Genomic DNA, 17,581 nt, shown 5'->3' on the forward strand with positions numbered 1-17,581 from the left:
CACTCTGATTTGCTCCACAACTAAAAAAAGCAGCTCCGGTTGTTTACCCGAGCTGCTCAATAATTCGCTATTATTTCACCATTTCATTCAACATGATAATCCTCAAACCCTCTTTTGACCTTTTTTATTTGGGAAAAGGTTCGTTTCATGCCAATTGACTGTATCACTAAAAATAAACCAAGGATGCCAAACGCAATCCCAACGATTATCACAATCAGATTGGCCGGACCCATCGGATTAATAAAGGCGTAAATCCCAAAGGCAATAAATCCTACCCCAAGCACGATTTTTGCAATTCTGCCGGCAGTCCCAGAATTTGCAGAAATAATCAATAGAAAAATCCCGGTAATAATTGCCCAGATGCCGATTATGATAATAAAAAATGAGACAATCACATTGGGTACCAGTAAAAAAATAGCGCAGATAATCAAACTAAAGATACCTCTGCCCAGGCTAAAGCCGACCTCAGCGCCGTATTTTCTACGCAACACCAGGGCTGAGACAATATAGATAATTCCCATAATCCCACGATAGACACCAAAAACAAAGACCAACAGGGTAATGGCCTGATTGCTAAAAAAGATGGCAAAGATGCTCAATGCAATAAAACAAAGCCCATCCAGCAGCATCAGCCACCATCTGCCATATGACCGTTCCAACATATCAATACCCAGGGATCTCGCTTCACTTTGATTCATCTGACAACCTCCATCTTTCTCTTTTACGGCTATTTTTGTCTTTATTCTTTTTCCAATGCTGCAACGACCCGATCAAAAACCTGTCCTGCCCGGAGTTTAACCGGATTGCAGGCTTCCACCTCATCACGATGGTGTTTTTTGATATAATCACAATCCAGACTGCCAAATTCTTTCTCAAATTCTTCAACTAAAAGCTTAGCTGCTCGCGTCATTTTAGCCTGGTCTGATGGTCTTTCCTCAGTATATAAAGCGCCCAGAGCTGCCAGTGAACCAGAAAAGGCGCCACAGGTTCTTTCAGAATAAAATCCGGCCCCAAAACCCTGAAGCATCCGAAAACTCTCTTCCGGAATTTTTAACTCATATGTGTCATTGGCCGCCCGTAGCAAAACCTCGGCACAATTCATATGATACTGGGATTGTTCTGCAACCGGTTTGTCTTTTCCAAAGGCATTATAACTCTCAATCGATTTTTTCATTTTTTCCTCCGCTTTTGCTTTTTGGGTGATTCGGGGTACATTCTAATCTTAATGTGCCTTTTTGATATACCCCGAATTAATGACATAACACACGAATCAATAAAATTCTATTTTTGATCGGCGGTTTTCTTATCGATCGTTTTTCAGTTTTTCAACCATATCCAGTCGTTCCCAGGGCAGATCCAGATCTGGGCGACCAAAATGACCATAGGCGGCGGTTTGTTTATAGATTGGCGCTCGCAAACCTAGGTTTTTAATAATCGCTGCCGGTCTTAAATCAAAATGTTTTTGAATCAAGGCAATAATTCGGTCGTCTTCAATTTTTCCGGTACCGAAGGTATCAACATATATTGACACCGGTTTTGCCACCCCAATGGCATAAGCCAATTCCACTTCACATTTGTCGGCCAGACCAGCAGCGACAATATTTTTAGCCACGTGTCGGGCGGCATAGGCTCCGGAACGATCCACCTTGGTGGGATCTTTCCCGGAAAACGCCCCGCCACCATGGCGACCATAACCACCATAGGTATCGACAATGATCTTCCGACCGGTTAATCCACAGTCTCCCTGAGGTCCGCCGATAACAAAACGGCCCGTGGGATTAATGAAATATTTGGTTTCGGCATCTAATAATTGAGGATCAATGACTGCTTTGATAACTTTTTCAATCATATCTTTTTCAATGGTTTCAGACGAAACATCAGCACTGTGCTGGGTCGAAATAACCACCGTATCAATTCGGGTCGGGACGCCGTCATTGTATTCCACGGTTACCTGGGTTTTCCCATCTGGGCGGAGGTAATCCACAAGATTCTCTTTGCGGATATCGGTGAGTCGTTTGGCCAGCTGATGCGCCAAAGAGATTGGCAACGGCATCAGTTCCGGGGTTTCATTGCAGGCAAAGCCAAACATCATCCCCTGATCTCCAGCACCAGTAGCCAAATCAACCTCACTGGCTTCACCTTTTCGGGATTCCAATCCCTCGTCCACACCCATGGCAATATCCGCCGATTGTTCATCGATGGCTGTGATAACTGAACAGGTGTCGCAGTCAAAACCATATTTTGCACGGTCGTAACCAATTTCGCGGACGGTATTTCTGACCAGTTTAGGAATATCCACATAGCAAGAAGTGGTGATCTCACCGGCAACCAGTACCAAGCCAGTTGTCACCAACGTTTCACACGCCACCCGAGCCATCGGATCCTGCTCGAAAATCGCATCCAGAACGGCATCAGAAATCTGATCACAAATCTTATCGGGATGTCCCTCTGTTACCGATTCTGAGGTAAATAATTTTTTCATTTTGTTCTCCTTTTTTATTCTGTAATGTCTATTTACCTGATACTTAAATCACGAAAAAAGCCTCGTCTGATGACGAGGCTAATGTTCACATTAAATCCCATCATTGCGAAAATATCGCAGGTATTGGCACCATGCACATGCTGGTTGCCGGGTTTCATCGGGCCTGTCCCTCCACCTCTCTGGATAGGTAAATATTCAATTACTTTTTTTTAAATCATACACATCATTATTTTCTTTGTCAAGCATTTTATTACTGACTAAAGTTTTGGCAAGGATAACCTCAGCTTAATTTGATGAGCAAATCAAGCTATCGCTACAAGACTTCACAGCCACAATCAGTGATCACCACATCATCCTCAATCCGAATCCCAAGACCCCGTTTTTCCAGATAAAGCCCCGGCTCCACGGTCATGACCATGCCTGGTGCCAGGATCAGATCTCCGGCTGGTCGAACATCGTGGGTGTCCAAACCCAACGGATGACCGATTCCGTGATAATAAAACTCCGTGATATCATTGTTTTCAGGAACAAAACCGGCGCGGCAACATTTTTCCAGGAACAGCTCTTTGGTCAGATTCTGCAGTTCTTTAAGCACAGCCCCCGGTCGATAGGCTGTGAACAGTTCCTGTTGAACCGCATTGACAATTCCGTAGAGTTTTTCCTGATCCATTGTCATTTCTCCATTTACTGCAAAGGTACGGCTGATGTCACCACAGTAGCCGTCGACCCGGGCCCCCAGATCCAGAAGCACCAGCTCACCGGCTTTTAAGGCACAGCGATTGGACACATAATGCAAAACAGTGGCATTCTTTCCTGTCGCAACGATGGTTTCAAAGGCCAATCCCTCGGTTCCAGCTTTTTTGACAAAATACTCAAAAAAAGCTGCCAATTCATATTCGTAGGTGCCCGGTTTAATCAAAGCCTGCATCTCTGTGATGGCCGCTTTGGTAACCGCATTGGCTCTGCCAATCGCACTGATTTCTTCCGGCGTTTTAATCAGTCGCATTGCTGCCAAAATCGGATGCAAATCCCTTATTTCACACTGCTTCAACGTTTTTTTGAGCTCTTCGTCTTCGGTTTTAAAGCTTTGATGTTGGGGTGATTTAAAATCAAAATACAAAATCTGACTGGATGATGTCAGACCAATCACCCGGGGTAGCTCTTTGATATAAAAGACTTCATTAATACCCGAAACCGCTTTTGCTGCTTCACAAGTAATCTTCTTACCCACCCACTTTTCTTTCAGTGGATCCGCTTCTTCAATAAAGAGCTTCCAGGACAAATCACCGTGATGATCTTTGATCGCTACCAGAACCACCTCCGGCTCACGAATCCCAGTTAAATAATAAAAATTATTATTGGCAAAAAAAGGATAGCTGGCGTCCTCGGTCATTGCGATTTCCCGACCAGAAAATAGGATTGCCAAGCTATTATTTTCCAGCTGTTCTGCCATCTTTCTTCTGTTTTCTAGATAAAAATTCTGCGATAGTGCCATTACTACTCCTGTTTTCTAAAATAAAGACAGCCCACCGGCAACCAATGCCGTAACAATAATTCCTGCCGTAGCCGATCCCAAAGTAACTGAAATCATACTATGTTTAAAATCCAGTCCGATTAGCGAAGCTGCCAGACACCCTGTCCAAACCCCGGTTCCCGGTAAGGGAATGGCAACAAAAATAAACAAACCCCAAAACTCATACTGCGTCAGTTTATCTGATTTTTTCATTCCTTTGGCAATAATCCAACTGGCCATCTTCCCGAATATTTTAGTACCTGACATCCATTTAAGGATAGCTGGGATAAACATCAAAATAAATGGCGCCGGGATAATGCTCCCCAGAACCCCCAATAGATAGGCCTGTAGATACGACATATCATAAGCTAAAATTGCCAGGGGAATGGCCCCGCGCAGTTCAACAACCGGAATGGCTGAAATAACGATGATCTCCAGCCAATCCGGCAAAAATGCCAAAAAATTAATAATTGCCTGTTGCATATAAACAAATCTCCTTTTAATCTCTCCGGTTAAGTGTTAGAATGACTATAGAATGCCATTAAGTCTATATTGTACCTTTTATGAATGATTTTGACAAGCTTCGGTTAAGGAACACTTACTTCGGCATCATGATAAACACAGGAGCACTCAATGAAAAAAATTCTTGGCCCCCTACGTCGGGGGGTTGAAAAATATCAAATGATTAAGCCCGGTGACCGCATTGCTGTCGGTTTGTCCGGTGGTAAAGATAGTACCGCACTATTGGTCGCCATGAAGCGCTTTCAGTACTTTTCGCCAGTCCCTTTTGAACTGGAAGGAATTACCCTCGACATGGGCTTTGGGGGCATGGATCTGACTCCATTGATTGATTTATGTGCCCGTCTGGATATCCCTTATACCATCAAAAAAACTTCCATTGGACCAATCGTTTTTGAAGAACGACAGGAAAAAAATCCCTGTTCACTCTGCGCCCGGATGAAACGAGGTGCCCTCCACGATCTGGCGATTGAGCGGGGTTGTCGTACCATTGCCCTGGGTCACCATGCCGACGATGCGATTGAGACTTTTTTTCTTAGTCTGTTTTATGAAGGACGAATTAACACCTTCTCACCGGTAACCTATCTGGATCGAAAAGACATCACCTTGATCCGACCCTTAATTTTTGTTAAGGAACGAGATATTATCGGCGATCCGGAAATCAAAACTCTACCGGTCATCCCGAGCACCTGTCCTGCCGATGGCCATACGAAACGGGAAGACATCAAAATGATGATTAAAAATCTCCGCAAAACCATTCCGGATCTGGATGACCGGGTGTTAGGCGCCATCCAAAATAAGGAACAGTTGAACTTGTGGTTTTAATCTCTAATTAATAATATTTTATTATAGTAACAAAAGAAAGTAGGTATAAAAATGAATGAAAAAATTCTCGTTGTCGATGATGAAGCATCGATTGTTGATTTAATAAAATTGGAACTGGAATTTGAAGGTTATCAGGTGGAAACTGCCAGCGACGGTGTGGAAGCCGTCGAAAAAGCACTGGCGATTCACCCCGATCTGATTGTACTGGATATCATGCTGCCCAAGAAAAACGGTTATGATGTCTGTCGGGAACTCTCTCCCCAGCTCGGTGTTCCGATTATCCTTTTAACCGCTAAAACTGATATTATTGATAAGGTTTTGGGACTGGAACTGGGTGCAGATGATTATCTGACCAAACCTTTTGACAATCGAGAGCTGTTAGCCCGGATCAAAGCCCATCTGCGTCGTTCAAATATTACCATTGAGCCCCAAAAACAAGAATCACTCCTTAAAAATGGTGATTTGAGCATTTATGCCGATGAGCGAATGGTCATGCTGGATGGCAAAGAAATTCATCTTACTCCCAAAGAGTTTGAGTTACTCTTTTTGCTGGCCTCCAATCTGGAACAGGTTTTCCCCCGAGATACCCTACTGGAAAAAATATGGGGATATGATTATTATGGCGATACCCGAACCGTTGATATGCACGTTCAGCGCATCCGCCGTAAAATTGACACCCAGGGCAATAAATACATCCAAACTGTTTTTGGAATTGGATATAAAATGAGGAAACTTTAATGCAACTAAGCTATCGGGTTCGAATGATCTTATACAACATTCTGCTTTTTGCTTTTGCATTTTTAATTGTTGTATTTTGCGTTTTTCAGGGAACCTCCTATTACTACATCAATCAAACAAAAGATGACTTACAAAAAACAGCCCAGGACTCCACCTTGTTTATCAGCCAGGAATTAAAAAACATTCAAAGCTCTGACCCTCTAAAAAACCGGTTTATCGGCAATAGTCTGTATCTCTCTAAAAGCATTTCTGAAAAAGAAAACCATCGGGTTCTGCTGTTTGACACAGAGGGCAATCGCATTGCGGACTCCGTCGATGAGACGACCATCAATAATATCCTTAACACCGAACTTGAGCTGTCGTTGGCTGAGAATGCCCCGGTATTTACCCTCAAATCGATTAATGATGCCAGTATGGCTTATTTTACCGCCCCAATTACCATTGATAATAGCATTGTGGGATACATTGGTTTTGTTTATTCGATGCATGAAATGGACACTTTTCTGCATGTTGCCGGAATCCTTTTTGCAATTGGCGGATTGATTGGTCTGATGGTTCTAATTTTTGTCACCATGTCATTCTCGAAACACTTTTTTCAACCGATCAAAGATCTGACGAAAATCTCCAAAGAGATCAATCATGGTAATTATAATTTGACGATTTATTATAAGCACACCGATGAAATCGGCGATCTGACCCAGGCCTTTAATGACATGGTTACCAATATCAACAATGTCATCCTGCAGCTGGAATCGGAGCGAAAACGTCTGGCCGGAGTTTTGGCATCGATTGATGACGGGCTCTTGGCCATCGATAAGAATGGCAATATAATCACCTCAAACAGTTACATTAAAACGTATTTCAATGTCAGCAATCCCAAAACGATTTACGACTTTCAATATCAGTCATTTTTGCGGGATATTTTTGACAGTCTTAAAAACGGCAAGGATCATATTTCTGAAGAAATTGACTGCAACAACCGGAATCTTTTGCTCATTGGCAGCCCCATCCGGGAAAAAGGTTTTGAAGAAAACTATATGATTATTATCCGTAACATGACCGCTGCCCGGCACATCCAGGAAGAACAGCGAAAGTTCATCAGCAGTGTTTCCCATGAATTGCGCACCCCACTAACGACGATTATTGGCTATACGGATATGCTTACCCGTCGACAAGTGGCAGATCCGGAGATTATCAACCGCTCGCTAAACACCATCAACCGTGAAGGGCATCGATTGTTGCGCTTGGTTGATAATTTATTAAATGTGAATAAGTTTGACAAGGCTGAGTTTGATTTTAAGAAAACGAATCTAAACATCGTTTTGCTGCTCTCCGACGTCGTCGAACAAATGCAGATTAAAGCCAGCCAGTCCGACGTTGAAATTAACTATGTGTCTGACGAACTTCCAGAAATTTTGGGAGATTATGACCGGCTTCAGCAGGTCTTTATCAATATTATTCATAACGCCATCAAGTACTCAAACCGTGGTGATATCATTGATGTTGTATCTGCCATCGAAGATAATCACATCGTGGTGTCCATCCGGGATTATGGTCCGGGGATTTCAGAAATCGAACAAAAGCGCATTTTTAATGCTTTTTATCGGGTTGAAGAAGATCGCTCTCGAGGTACTGATGAAGGCGGTTCCGGATTGGGCCTCTATATTGTCAAGCAGATTGTCGAAAAACACGAGGGGAAAATCGACATCGTCAGTCAGGTTGGCGAAGGTACCAATATTATTGTCACCCTTCCCATTCTATCGGTTTTAATTTATGGAGGTGATCAAGATGAAAAAAACGCAAAATAAACTATGCTTTTTTGCTCTCATCCTCTTAATTCTGATCACCAGCAGCGGCTGCCAGAACCTCTTTATTCCCACTAACGTTCCGGTTGTTTTGCGCAATGATCCGGTCTCCAGTAAGCCATCCCCCCAGCAAATCAGCATTCAATCCTATACGATGGCGTCTCCCGGAGTGGTTCAGGACATCACCAATAGTGGCAACAATCTGGTTCTTTTCACCTTTGGTACGACCTATAACATCAACACCTATAACACCGAAACCATGCAGTTGTCGGCTTTTGTCAATTCTGATAAAAAAGCCTTGAGTGCCCTTTATGATACCTTTGATACTGGTATCTATTATGCCGAAAAGCTGATTGATCCGATTACTGGCAATGTTGGCAGCCAGATTATCTGGTCAGATGTCAATCAAAATACTACCCGGGTTATTTCCCTTCCCGAAGAAAACGTCATTCAACACTTCGGCATTGGCGATTCCGGCCAGGTAGTCTATGCCAACAACAACAACCAAATTGTCCTGGCCGATAGCGAGGGAAATCGTCAGGTTTACAGTGTCCTTAATAACTATACTATTTTGGCTGTTGACTTCATCAGTCAGGAGAAAGGTTTTATCTTTATTGCCACCGATCCTCAAAACGAAGAGCGAACCAATTTATATTACGCCAAAATGAAAGATGGGTCGAACGAACTGGCTTCAACGATGATTGCCGAGAATGTGAGCAGTTTTGATATAAACGATTTAACCAATCAGGTTGTCTTTATTAAAAACAGCGGAGATGCCCAAAGTATTCGCACCTGGAACACCAGTGCCAGTACCACAAACAGCCTCGCTACTGGTAGTTACAAGTCAGCCCGGTTTACACCGAATGGGGAACGGATTGTCTTTACCCAAACAACGCCAAATTCCGATTCTCAGCTAAAATCAATCTGGATTATGGATGCCAATGGCAAAAATCCGCTCCAACTTACAGCCCCACTGAATATCAATTCTGAGATTATCTGTCATCCATACAAGTCGGTGCTTTTTTTCTCAGTCGAAAAAAGCTCTGACAGTATCAGTTCTGCTGATGAACATACCCTATCCCAAACCTATCAGCTCACTTACAAAATTGACTGAAGCGAATTTGTTCCACAAAAAAGCGACCGTATTGAAAAACAACGGTCGCTTTTTTGAATATTTATGGCTAATTACATCATTTGAACCCGCCCCTGATAGACAACCCCACGTTTGGGGTCAACTGAGATCAGCTTACCATGTTCCAGAATCTCCAGCGCTTTAACAACATTTACAATAACCGGAATATCATAATGAAGTCCAGCAATTGCACCTTCCGAACTGAGTCCACCTTCTTCCGTAATTATTGCAGAAGCCAGTGGCAAGACCTGGCTGACCTCCGGTGTCAGGGTTTTTACCACTAAAATATCGCCTTCCCGGAAATCATCCAGGTTAGCCGCAGTAATAAGCTTGGCATGGCCAGTCACAGGTTTTTTGCCAATACCCACCCCATTGATAATCGCATTTCCAACGGTATGAACTTTGATCATATTGGTATTTCCCTGAACGCCCAGCGGGACACCGGCGGCGACTACTGCCAGATCACCAAATTTGACATAACCCTGTTCGACAGCTTTTTTGACCACGTCCATAATCATTGTATCCGTGTCGCCAAACTCTGGCGTATAAATACAATTGACTCCCCAAACCAGGGCTAACCGACGGACGGTTGTTACCTTATCGGTTACCGCCAGAATGCCGCAATCCGGGCGGTATTTAGAAATCATCCGGGCGGTGTGTCCTGACGATGTTGCCGCAATAATGGTTTGAGCATCCAACTGTTCAGCAATCTGGCAGGCCCCTTCGCTAACGGCATTGGTAATGGTCAGCTCGCCATGATCAGGTTTTTTCCGACGGGCATACTCCTCTGAATCTTCGCTTTTTACGACAATATTATACATCGTCTTGACAGACTCAACCGGATAGGAGCCAGCTGCGGTTTCACCAGATAACATCACAGCATCGGTTCCATCAAATACCGCATTGGCTACGTCGCCAACTTCAGCCCGGGTTGGTCTGGGGTTACGCATCATTGAATCCAGCATCTGCGTGGCCGTAATAACCGGTTTGCCCAGTAAATTACATTTTCTGATAATCGTTTTTTGAACCAAAGGAACATCTTCCGCAGGAATTTCTACCCCTAAATCCCCTCTGGCGACCATGATCCCATCTGAAACATTTAGTATCCGGTCAATGTTCTCAACACCTTCCTGATTTTCAATTTTAGAAATAATGTCAATACGGTCGCCGCCATTACGTTCCAGAACTTTTCTAATTTCCAGTACATCATGAGGCTTTCTGACAAAGGATGCCGCCACGTAATCAACCTTCTGCTGGATGCCAAAAATAATATCACTGCGGTCTTTTTCAGTCAGTGCTGGCAATTCAATGCTCATCCCTGGCAGGTTAATACTCTTTTTACTGCCCAGGGTTCCACCGTTTAAGACGCTGCAAACCATCTCCGTGTCAAAAACATCGTCGACTTCCAGCTGAATTAAACCATCGTCAATCAGAATTCGACATCCTGGTGATACTTCATTGGGAAGATTTTCATGGGAAATGCTGAATCGCTTTGCATCGCCCGAAATTATTTCAGTCGTTAACGTTACCTTTTCTCCAGCCACCAATTCCACTTTTCCAGCACTTAGTTCTCCGGTTCGGATTTCCGGGCCTTTGGTATCCAACATAATCGCCACCGGGATTCCCAGCTCTTTTCGCACTTCTTTAATCCGCGAAATTCTGGCAGCATGTTCTTCATGGCTACCATGAGAAAAATTCAACCGTGCCACGTTCATTCCATTGAGAATAAGTTCTCGTAGTATTTCCTTTGTATCTGCTGCTGGTCCTAACGTGCAGACAATCTTAGTTTTTTTCATTTTCTACCTCTTTTCATATTTAATCTGTATTATAAAATAACGGATGAGGCCGTTAAGTCTCTACCAACATCGTTATTGGTTTTTGTTGCGATCTTTGATTTACCTATTTTAAACTAATTTCAACGGAGATGAGCCGGTCACCATATACAGTGGTGCCGATTTTTCCTGATTCATTTTAAATGGATAATACCGAGGCCATATCGTAAATATCCTGACGGAAGATTTTTGGCATTTGCAGTGCTTCCTCAATGGGAATGCCCAGATACGACCCACAGCGCTGCGCCATCACCGTTCCAGTTTCTTTTTTGACAATACTTAACACCGCATTATATCCCATAAAGCTGGCCAGATTCCGATCCATATTGGAGGGTGAGCCACCTCTCTGGATATAACCCAAATTGGTGCCCTTGGTTGTGACCTGGGTTTTCTCTTCGATCTTGACGCAATAATCCCGGTAATTACCGCACCCCTCTGCAAGCATCACAATACTATGAAGTTTGCCCCGGTCTTTACCCTGGAGCAGACGCAGGCAGATAGCATCCAGATCGGTTTCAACCTCCGGCAAGATCAAGGCTTCTGCCCCTCCTGATAATCCAGCAAACAGGGCGATATCGCCACATTTTCGCCCCATTACCTGAACCACATTAATGCGGTTGTGCGAATAGGTGGTATCTCTGATCTTACTGATGGCATCAAGAGCGGTTGTCACTGCAGTATCAAATCCAATGGTATAATCAGTAAAGCCCAGATCATTATCAATGGTACCGGGAATTCCCACCACACTCGCCCCCAGTTTCTGAAGCGCCAAAGCACCATTCATACTGCCATCACCACCGATAACAATCAGGTGCTCAATCCCATACTCCTCGAGCACGTTGGCGCTTTGCCGCACCCCGGCATCCGTTGCAAAAAACTCACTTCGGGATGTTCGTAATACAGTTCCACCCCGCTGCAGAATATCAGCCACCGAGTAAACACTAAGGGGTGTAATGTCCCCTTCGAGTAATCCTGAATAGCCCCGATTAATTCCGTACACTTCTATTTTATTATAAATTGCTGTCCGCACAATGGCTCGAATACAGGCATTCATTCCGGGTGCATCGCCTCCACTGGTTAAAACTCCAATTCTCATTTTACTTTACCTCCACATTTTTTATTCCTAAAATTTGGCCTAATTCTGTGATCAGTTTTTCTTCAGGAGTAACCCATAAATCTTTATTGGCTCCAAAATGTTTATTTTCGTTTTTCAGATATAACACCACCGGCACCGGCCCCGGATACCTAATTAGAATCGATTTAACTGAATTTATCAAGGTCTTTTCTGTTAAATCCCCTAAACTCAAAATCAGTTTTTGTCGGTTCTGCACGCCGCCATTAGTGGTATAGGTAGCGGTTTTTTCTTTTACTTCAAGGTTCTCTCTGTTTTTAGGAGGCTCGCCGATGGGATAGATTTGCGCCGCAATCACCGAGGTTCGAGCTTCCTCATTGTAATTGATCCGGCCCTTGATCACGACCGGCTGATCAGGTTTTAAATAGCGACGATATTCATCATAGGTTTTGGGAAAAACCACTACCTCGATCCGTCCATACAAGTCTTCCAGGGTTATAAACGCCATCATCTGACCTTTTTTTGTCATCATGGTTTTTAATTCCACAATTAACCCGCCAATACTGACCTGTTGTCCATCCCTGATCCCAGCATCTTTTAAATCCTGATAACTGTCAACCAGATTGGAAAACAAGCTGACTGTTTTTTTGAGGACATCCTCATATTTCTCCAGTGGATGGCCGGTAACGTAGAGACCTAAAACCTCCTTTTCCATTGCCAGCCGTTCCTCTTTGGAAAACGGCTGTTTTTGCGGGAAGTGGTCTTCTTTCAAGTTCGTCAGTTCTTTTGAACCGCCCAGTCCAGCCAAATCCAACAGAGACATCTGCCCGGAGATCCGGTCTTTCTTTTCCCGCTGTACCTGATCAACAATCAGTTCAGCCGTAGCCAGCATCTGTGCCCGGCTACTGCCGATCCCATCAAATGCACCACCTTTGATAAGACTTTCGATACTCCGCTTATTAAGGGATTTGAGATCCACCCGTTCACAAAAATCCCGGAGATTCTGAAAATCCCCTTTCGCTTTTCGAGCTTCAATGATAGCGGCGATGGCGTTTTTCCCCAGACCTTTAACCGCTCCCAATCCAAAACAGATGGAATTGCTGGAAACACTGAATTTCTCATAGCTGGCATTAATACTGGGTGGTAATACATGAATACCCATTTTTCGGCAATCTTCAATATATTTTGCCACTTTTTTCTCATCATCCATAATGCTGGACATTAACGCCGCCATAAACTCCGTGGGATAATAACACTTCAGCCAGGCGGTCTGGTAGGCAATCACTGCATAGGCCGCAGCATGGGATTTATTAAAGGCGTATTTGGCAAAATCTTTCATCTCTTCAAATATTTTTTTAGCAGCCGTTTCGGAAACGCCACGTCGAATAGCACCATCAATGACAACTTTTCCTGTTTCATCCAGCTCACCATGGATAAATACCTGACCCTCAGCCTCCATCACACTGCTCTTTTTCTTGGACATGGCCCGCCTGACCAGATCACTTCGTCCCATTGAAAAGCCAGCCACGTCCCGAAAAATCTGCATGACCTGTTCCTGATAAACCATGCACCCATAGGTTACGTTTAAGATTTTTTCAAGGATGGGATGGTCATAGGTTATCTGCGATGGATTTTTTTTATTCTCAATGTAGCGGGGAATCTGATCCATGGGGCCAGGTCGATACAGTGAAATTCCGGCGATAATATCTTCAAAGCTACCGGGCTGAAGATCCTTAATAAACTGCTGCATGCCCCGGCTCTCCAGCTGAAAAACACCCAGGGTATCCCCTTTTGAGAGCATTTCATAGACCTTGGCATCATCCATTTCCAGACTGTCCAGATCCAGCCGCTTGCTGATGCTATGTTCAATATTTTCCAGGGCATCCCGGATCACCGTCAAGGTGCGCAAACCCAGGAAATCCATTTTCAACAGGCCCAGGTCTTCCAAAAGACCCATCGGAAACTGGGTTGTGATCACATCATTGTTGCGAAACAGCGGAATGTACTCCACCAGTGGCAAATCAGAGATGACCACTCCGGCTGCATGGGTGGAGGCATGTCGGGATAAGCCTTCTATGGATTGAGCCGTTTTTACCAGTTTGGCAATATCCGCATCGCCCTCTTCCATCTTTTTAAGTTCAGGATTTTCCATCAACGCTTCTGCAATGGTAATATTCACCCCGGGATGAATGGGTATTTCTTTAGCCACCCGATCGACCAGATTATAGGGCATATCCAATGCTCGACCAACATCCCGAAGAGCCCCCCGGGCTGCCATGGTTCCAAAGGTTATAATCTGTGCGACCCGATCTTCGCCGTACTTGTTGACGACATAATCGATGACTTCCTGTCGTCGTTCATAACAAAAATCCACATCAATATCTGGCATCGTTACCCGCTCCGGGTTTAAAAAACGTTCAAACAGCAATTGGTATTTAATCGGATCGATGGTCGTTATCCCCAGGCTGTAGGCAACCAGACTACCGGCGGCACTTCCCCGTCCCGGTCCAACCATAATCTGGTTATCTTTGGCATACTTGATAAAATCCCAAACGATCAGAAAATAATCATCAAAGCCCATATTATGAATGGTTTTTAATTCAAAAACCAGACGATCCAGTAACTCGTCAGTCAGCTCTGCGTATTTCTTTGACAGCCCTGTCATGCAGAGTTCTTTTAAATAGTTTTCTGCGGTTTTTCCGGGAGGTAATTCAAATTGGGGTAGATGGGTTTTTTCCAAATCAAAACTGACCTGACAACGTCTGGCAATCCGGTTGGAATTTTCAATAGCTTCCGGCATGTCCGAAAAGAGCTTGCTCATTTCTTCCGGACTCTTTAAATAGAACTCGTTGTTGGGAAAACGCATTCTTTTTTCTTCGGAAACAGTCGCAGCAGTTTGAATACATAGAAGAATGTCATGGTTTTCACTGTCTTCTTTACGAACATAATGGACATCATTGGTGGCAACCAGAGGAATGCTCAATTTTTTCGACAATTGAATCAACCGTTCATTAATTAGCGCTTCTTCCCGGAGCCGATGATCCTGAACCTCTAGAAAGAAATGATCCTTACCAAAAATATTCTGGTAAAGCAGACAGCGCGCTTCAGCGCCAGCCAAGTCGTTGTTTAAAAGCATTTGAGGGATTTCACCGGCAATACAGGCGGACAGGCAAATAATCCCCTCGCTGTGATCCCGCAAACACTCATGATCCACTCTGGGTTTATAATAAAATCCATCAACGAATCCTTTTGAGACAATCTTCATGAGATTTTTATACCCCAGATTGTTCTCTGCTAACAGAATAAGATGCGCCCGTTCCTTGTCATAGGCCGGATCTTTTTTTTCAAGACCTCTGGGTGCTACGTAAACTTCACATCCGATTACCGGATGAACTTTTTCAGCAAGGCAGGCCTTGTAAAAATCGATGGCACCAAACAGCACCCCGTGATCGGTTAGTGCTATACTATCCATGCCGCTTTGGGCAACTGCTTTAACAAGCTCATTGATTCGACCGAAGCCATCGAGTAAACTATATTCACTATGTACATGAAGATGTGTAAATTGTTTTTCCATCTTTTTTTCCACTCTACTGTTCAAATTAAGTTTCATATTTTTTTAACTATTTCCGATTTCTTTAGATTTTATTATAGCATAGATTCTTAAAAATAAATAGACATTTTGTCCCGGTCGGATGATATTGATCCCAGCTTGCCTTATCTTATATCTTTCCTACATTATATACTATTTTTAAGCGATTATTAAATTTCATTTGAAATGATTAGTGATAATCATCATTTTATTTGTTATTTATTTAACATTATTTTTTTACCGGTAATCCTTTACATTATTTCTGAGTTATGTTATTATGTGTTCGTAAATAATTTTACGATTGTTTGCGAAGTGATTTAATAATTTCATATATTGGCAGGAGTTATGGAGGGCCGTACTTTCGTTTTTACATTAAGAGAATATGTAAATCTGTTAGTATGTGCTTTTTTTGTTTGCTTCTATATCCTTTCCTTATGGTTTCGTTATGTTTCTCAAACATAATTAAATAAATAATTAAATAAATAGGGGGTTATACTTATGAAAAAGTATATCTTATCACTGGATGCAGGAACCACGAGTTCAAGAGCGATTTTATTTAACCATGACAGCGAAATCGTTAGTGTTGCACAAAAAGAATTTACTCAAATCTATCCAAAAGCCGGTTGGGTTGAACATGACGCCATGGAAATTTGGGCTACCCAAAGTGGTGTTGTTACTGAAGCAATGTCAAAAATTGGCGCAACCGCTGAAGAGATTGCTGCTATCGGTATCACAAACCAACGTGAAACAACTGTCGTTTGGGACAGAAAAACTGGCGAACCTATTTATAATGCCATTGTTTGGCAATGCCGTCGTACTGCATCTTTCTGTGATGAATTAAAAGCCCGCGGTCTGGAAGACTACGTTCGTGAAAACACCGGTCTTGTAATCGATGCATACTTCTCCGGAACAAAAATCAACTGGATTTTAAATAACGTTCCTGGTGCTCGTGAAAGAGCAGAAAAAGGCGAACTGGCTTTCGGTACTATTGATACCTGGTTAATCTGGAAATTAACAGATGGTAAGGTACATGTGACTGATTATTCAAATGCTTCCCGTACCATGGCATTTAATATTAAAACCCTCAAATGGGATGAAAAAATGTTAAAAGAGCTGGATATCCCTGCTTCTATGTTACCAGAAGTTCGTCCATCCTCTGATGTTTATGGCACAACTTCTCTTTATGGCACTGAAATTCCAATTGCTGGTGCTGCTGGTGACCAACAGGCTGCCCTTTTCGGACAAGCTTGCTTTGAACCTGGTATGGCTAAAAATACATATGGAACCGGTTGCTTTATGCTGATGAACACTGGCGACAAACCTGTTAAATCGAACAGCGGCTTGGTTACTACCATTGCCTGGGGCCTGGATGGCGAAGTTGACTACGCATTAGAAGGTTCAATCTTCGTTGCCGGTGCAGCAATCCAATGGTTAAGAGATGAAGTTCGACTGGTTGACTCTTCACCAGACAGCGAATTCTATTGTAATAAAGTTGCTGATACCAATGGCGTTTACATGGTTCCTGCTTTCGTAGGACTGGGCGCTCCACATTGGGATATGTATGCGCGAGGCGCAATTTTAGGATTAACCCGTGGTGCCAACAAATCTCATTTAATCCGAGCAACTGTTGAATCGTTAGCTTATCAGACAAAAGATGTTCTGGATGCAATGGAAAAAGACTCTAACATTAAATTGGCAGCATTAAAAGTAGATGGCGGCGCTTGCGCTAACGATTTCTTAATGCAATTCCAGGCTGATATCTTAGGCGTTCCTGTTGATCGTCCTTCGATCGTAGAAACAACCGCTATGGGTGCTGCTTACCTGGCTGGTCTGGCTGTTAAATTCTGGGATGGTAAAGCTGATGTAACCAACGCCTGGAAACTTGACCGTTCATTCAAACCTGCGATGGATGCCGATGTTCGTGCAAAATTATATGCTGGCTGGTTAAAAGCTGTAGAATGCTCTAAAGGCTGGGAAGACGCAGAATAATCTGTTGTCCCTAAAGAAACATTTGTAACATCAATTGTTGGGGTGTTTTTGACACCCCAACAATTCAGATTTTTCTCTTTCCTAT

The 17,581-nt window shown here is 43.3% G+C and carries 13 protein-coding genes and 1 riboswitch; of the genes, 5 read left to right on the plus strand and 8 right to left on the minus strand.

The genetic code is table 11. The features are described 5' to 3' along the window. Positions 1–83 precede the first annotated feature (83 nt). The 5 genes from CHL1_RS12820 to CHL1_RS12840 form a co-directional block, all read right to left on the minus strand. Entirely contained in the window at positions 84–698 is a 615-nt protein-coding gene (locus CHL1_RS12820) for a DUF308 domain-containing protein (protein WP_250933267.1), read from the minus strand. A 41-nt stretch (positions 699–739) separates the two neighbouring features. Beyond that, on the minus strand, positions 740–1,174 hold the full coding sequence (locus tag CHL1_RS12825; protein ID WP_148638751.1) for a C-GCAxxG-C-C family protein: 435 nt from the start codon (positions 1,172–1,174) through the stop codon (positions 740–742). A gap of 129 nt (positions 1,175–1,303) precedes the next feature. Continuing rightward, entirely contained in the window at positions 1,304–2,482 is a 1,179-nt protein-coding gene (gene metK / locus CHL1_RS12830) for a methionine adenosyltransferase (RefSeq protein ID WP_228882777.1), read from the minus strand. Between the two features lie 94 nt (positions 2,483–2,576). Beyond that, positions 2,577–2,672, minus strand: a riboswitch (SAM riboswitch). Between the two features lie 123 nt (positions 2,673–2,795). Next, complete coding sequence (locus CHL1_RS12835; RefSeq protein WP_250933269.1) at positions 2,796–3,977, minus strand: aminopeptidase P N-terminal domain-containing protein; 1,182 nt, start codon at positions 3,975–3,977, stop codon at positions 2,796–2,798. 15 nt (positions 3,978–3,992) lie between these two features. Further along, positions 3,993–4,478 carry a COG2426 family protein gene (locus tag CHL1_RS12840; protein WP_070370078.1) on the minus strand — a complete coding sequence of 162 codons (486 nt, stop codon included), beginning with the start codon at positions 4,476–4,478 and terminating at the stop codon, positions 3,993–3,995. Between the two features lie 150 nt (positions 4,479–4,628). Between CHL1_RS12840 and CHL1_RS12845 the strand changes: the two genes are divergently transcribed. The 4 genes from CHL1_RS12845 to CHL1_RS12860 are packed head-to-tail and all read left to right on the plus strand — an operon-like array spanning position 4,629 to position 8,996. Beyond that, positions 4,629–5,339 (plus strand): tRNA 2-thiocytidine biosynthesis TtcA family protein, encoded by a 711-nt coding sequence (locus CHL1_RS12845; RefSeq protein WP_070370079.1) that lies wholly within the window; start codon positions 4,629–4,631, stop codon positions 5,337–5,339. A 51-nt stretch (positions 5,340–5,390) separates the two neighbouring features. After that, entirely contained in the window at positions 5,391–6,077 is a 687-nt protein-coding gene (locus CHL1_RS12850) for a response regulator transcription factor (protein ID WP_070370080.1), read from the plus strand. Beyond that, the gene (locus CHL1_RS12855) at positions 6,077–7,885 is read left to right on the plus strand and encodes a HAMP domain-containing sensor histidine kinase (protein ID WP_070370081.1); all 1,809 of its coding nucleotides are present in this window, start codon (positions 6,077–6,079) and stop codon (positions 7,883–7,885) included. Before CHL1_RS12850 ends, CHL1_RS12855 begins: the two co-directional genes overlap by 1 nt. Next, complete coding sequence (locus tag CHL1_RS12860; protein WP_070370082.1) at positions 7,866–8,996, plus strand: TolB-like translocation protein; 1,131 nt, start codon at positions 7,866–7,868, stop codon at positions 8,994–8,996. The genes CHL1_RS12855 and CHL1_RS12860 overlap by 20 nt, the downstream gene beginning before the upstream one ends. 71 nt (positions 8,997–9,067) lie before the next feature. Here the strand turns inward: CHL1_RS12860 and pyk are convergent, their stop codons facing one another. From pyk to CHL1_RS12875, 3 genes are all read right to left on the minus strand, one after another. Further along, the gene (gene pyk / locus CHL1_RS12865; RefSeq protein ID WP_148638757.1) at positions 9,068–10,810 is read right to left on the minus strand and encodes a pyruvate kinase; all 1,743 of its coding nucleotides are present in this window, start codon (positions 10,808–10,810) and stop codon (positions 9,068–9,070) included. 175 nt (positions 10,811–10,985) lie between these two features. Then, entirely contained in the window at positions 10,986–11,942 is a 957-nt protein-coding gene (locus tag CHL1_RS12870) for an ATP-dependent 6-phosphofructokinase (protein ID WP_070370084.1), read from the minus strand. Between the two features lies 1 nt (position 11,943). Then, positions 11,944–15,492 carry a DNA polymerase III subunit alpha gene (locus CHL1_RS12875; protein ID WP_250933271.1) on the minus strand — a complete coding sequence of 1,183 codons (3,549 nt, stop codon included), beginning with the start codon at positions 15,490–15,492 and terminating at the stop codon, positions 11,944–11,946. A 513-nt stretch (positions 15,493–16,005) separates the two neighbouring features. On the opposite strand from CHL1_RS12875, the gene glpK reads away from it, so the two are divergent. After that, entirely contained in the window at positions 16,006–17,496 is a 1,491-nt protein-coding gene (gene glpK, locus CHL1_RS12880) for a glycerol kinase GlpK (RefSeq protein ID WP_250933273.1), read from the plus strand. Positions 17,497–17,581: the final 85 nt, after the last annotated feature.

Origin of the sequence: Acetobacterium wieringae, from assembly GCF_023700225.1 — a bacterium.
Lineage (GTDB): Bacteria > Bacillota > Clostridia > Eubacteriales > Eubacteriaceae > Acetobacterium > Acetobacterium wieringae.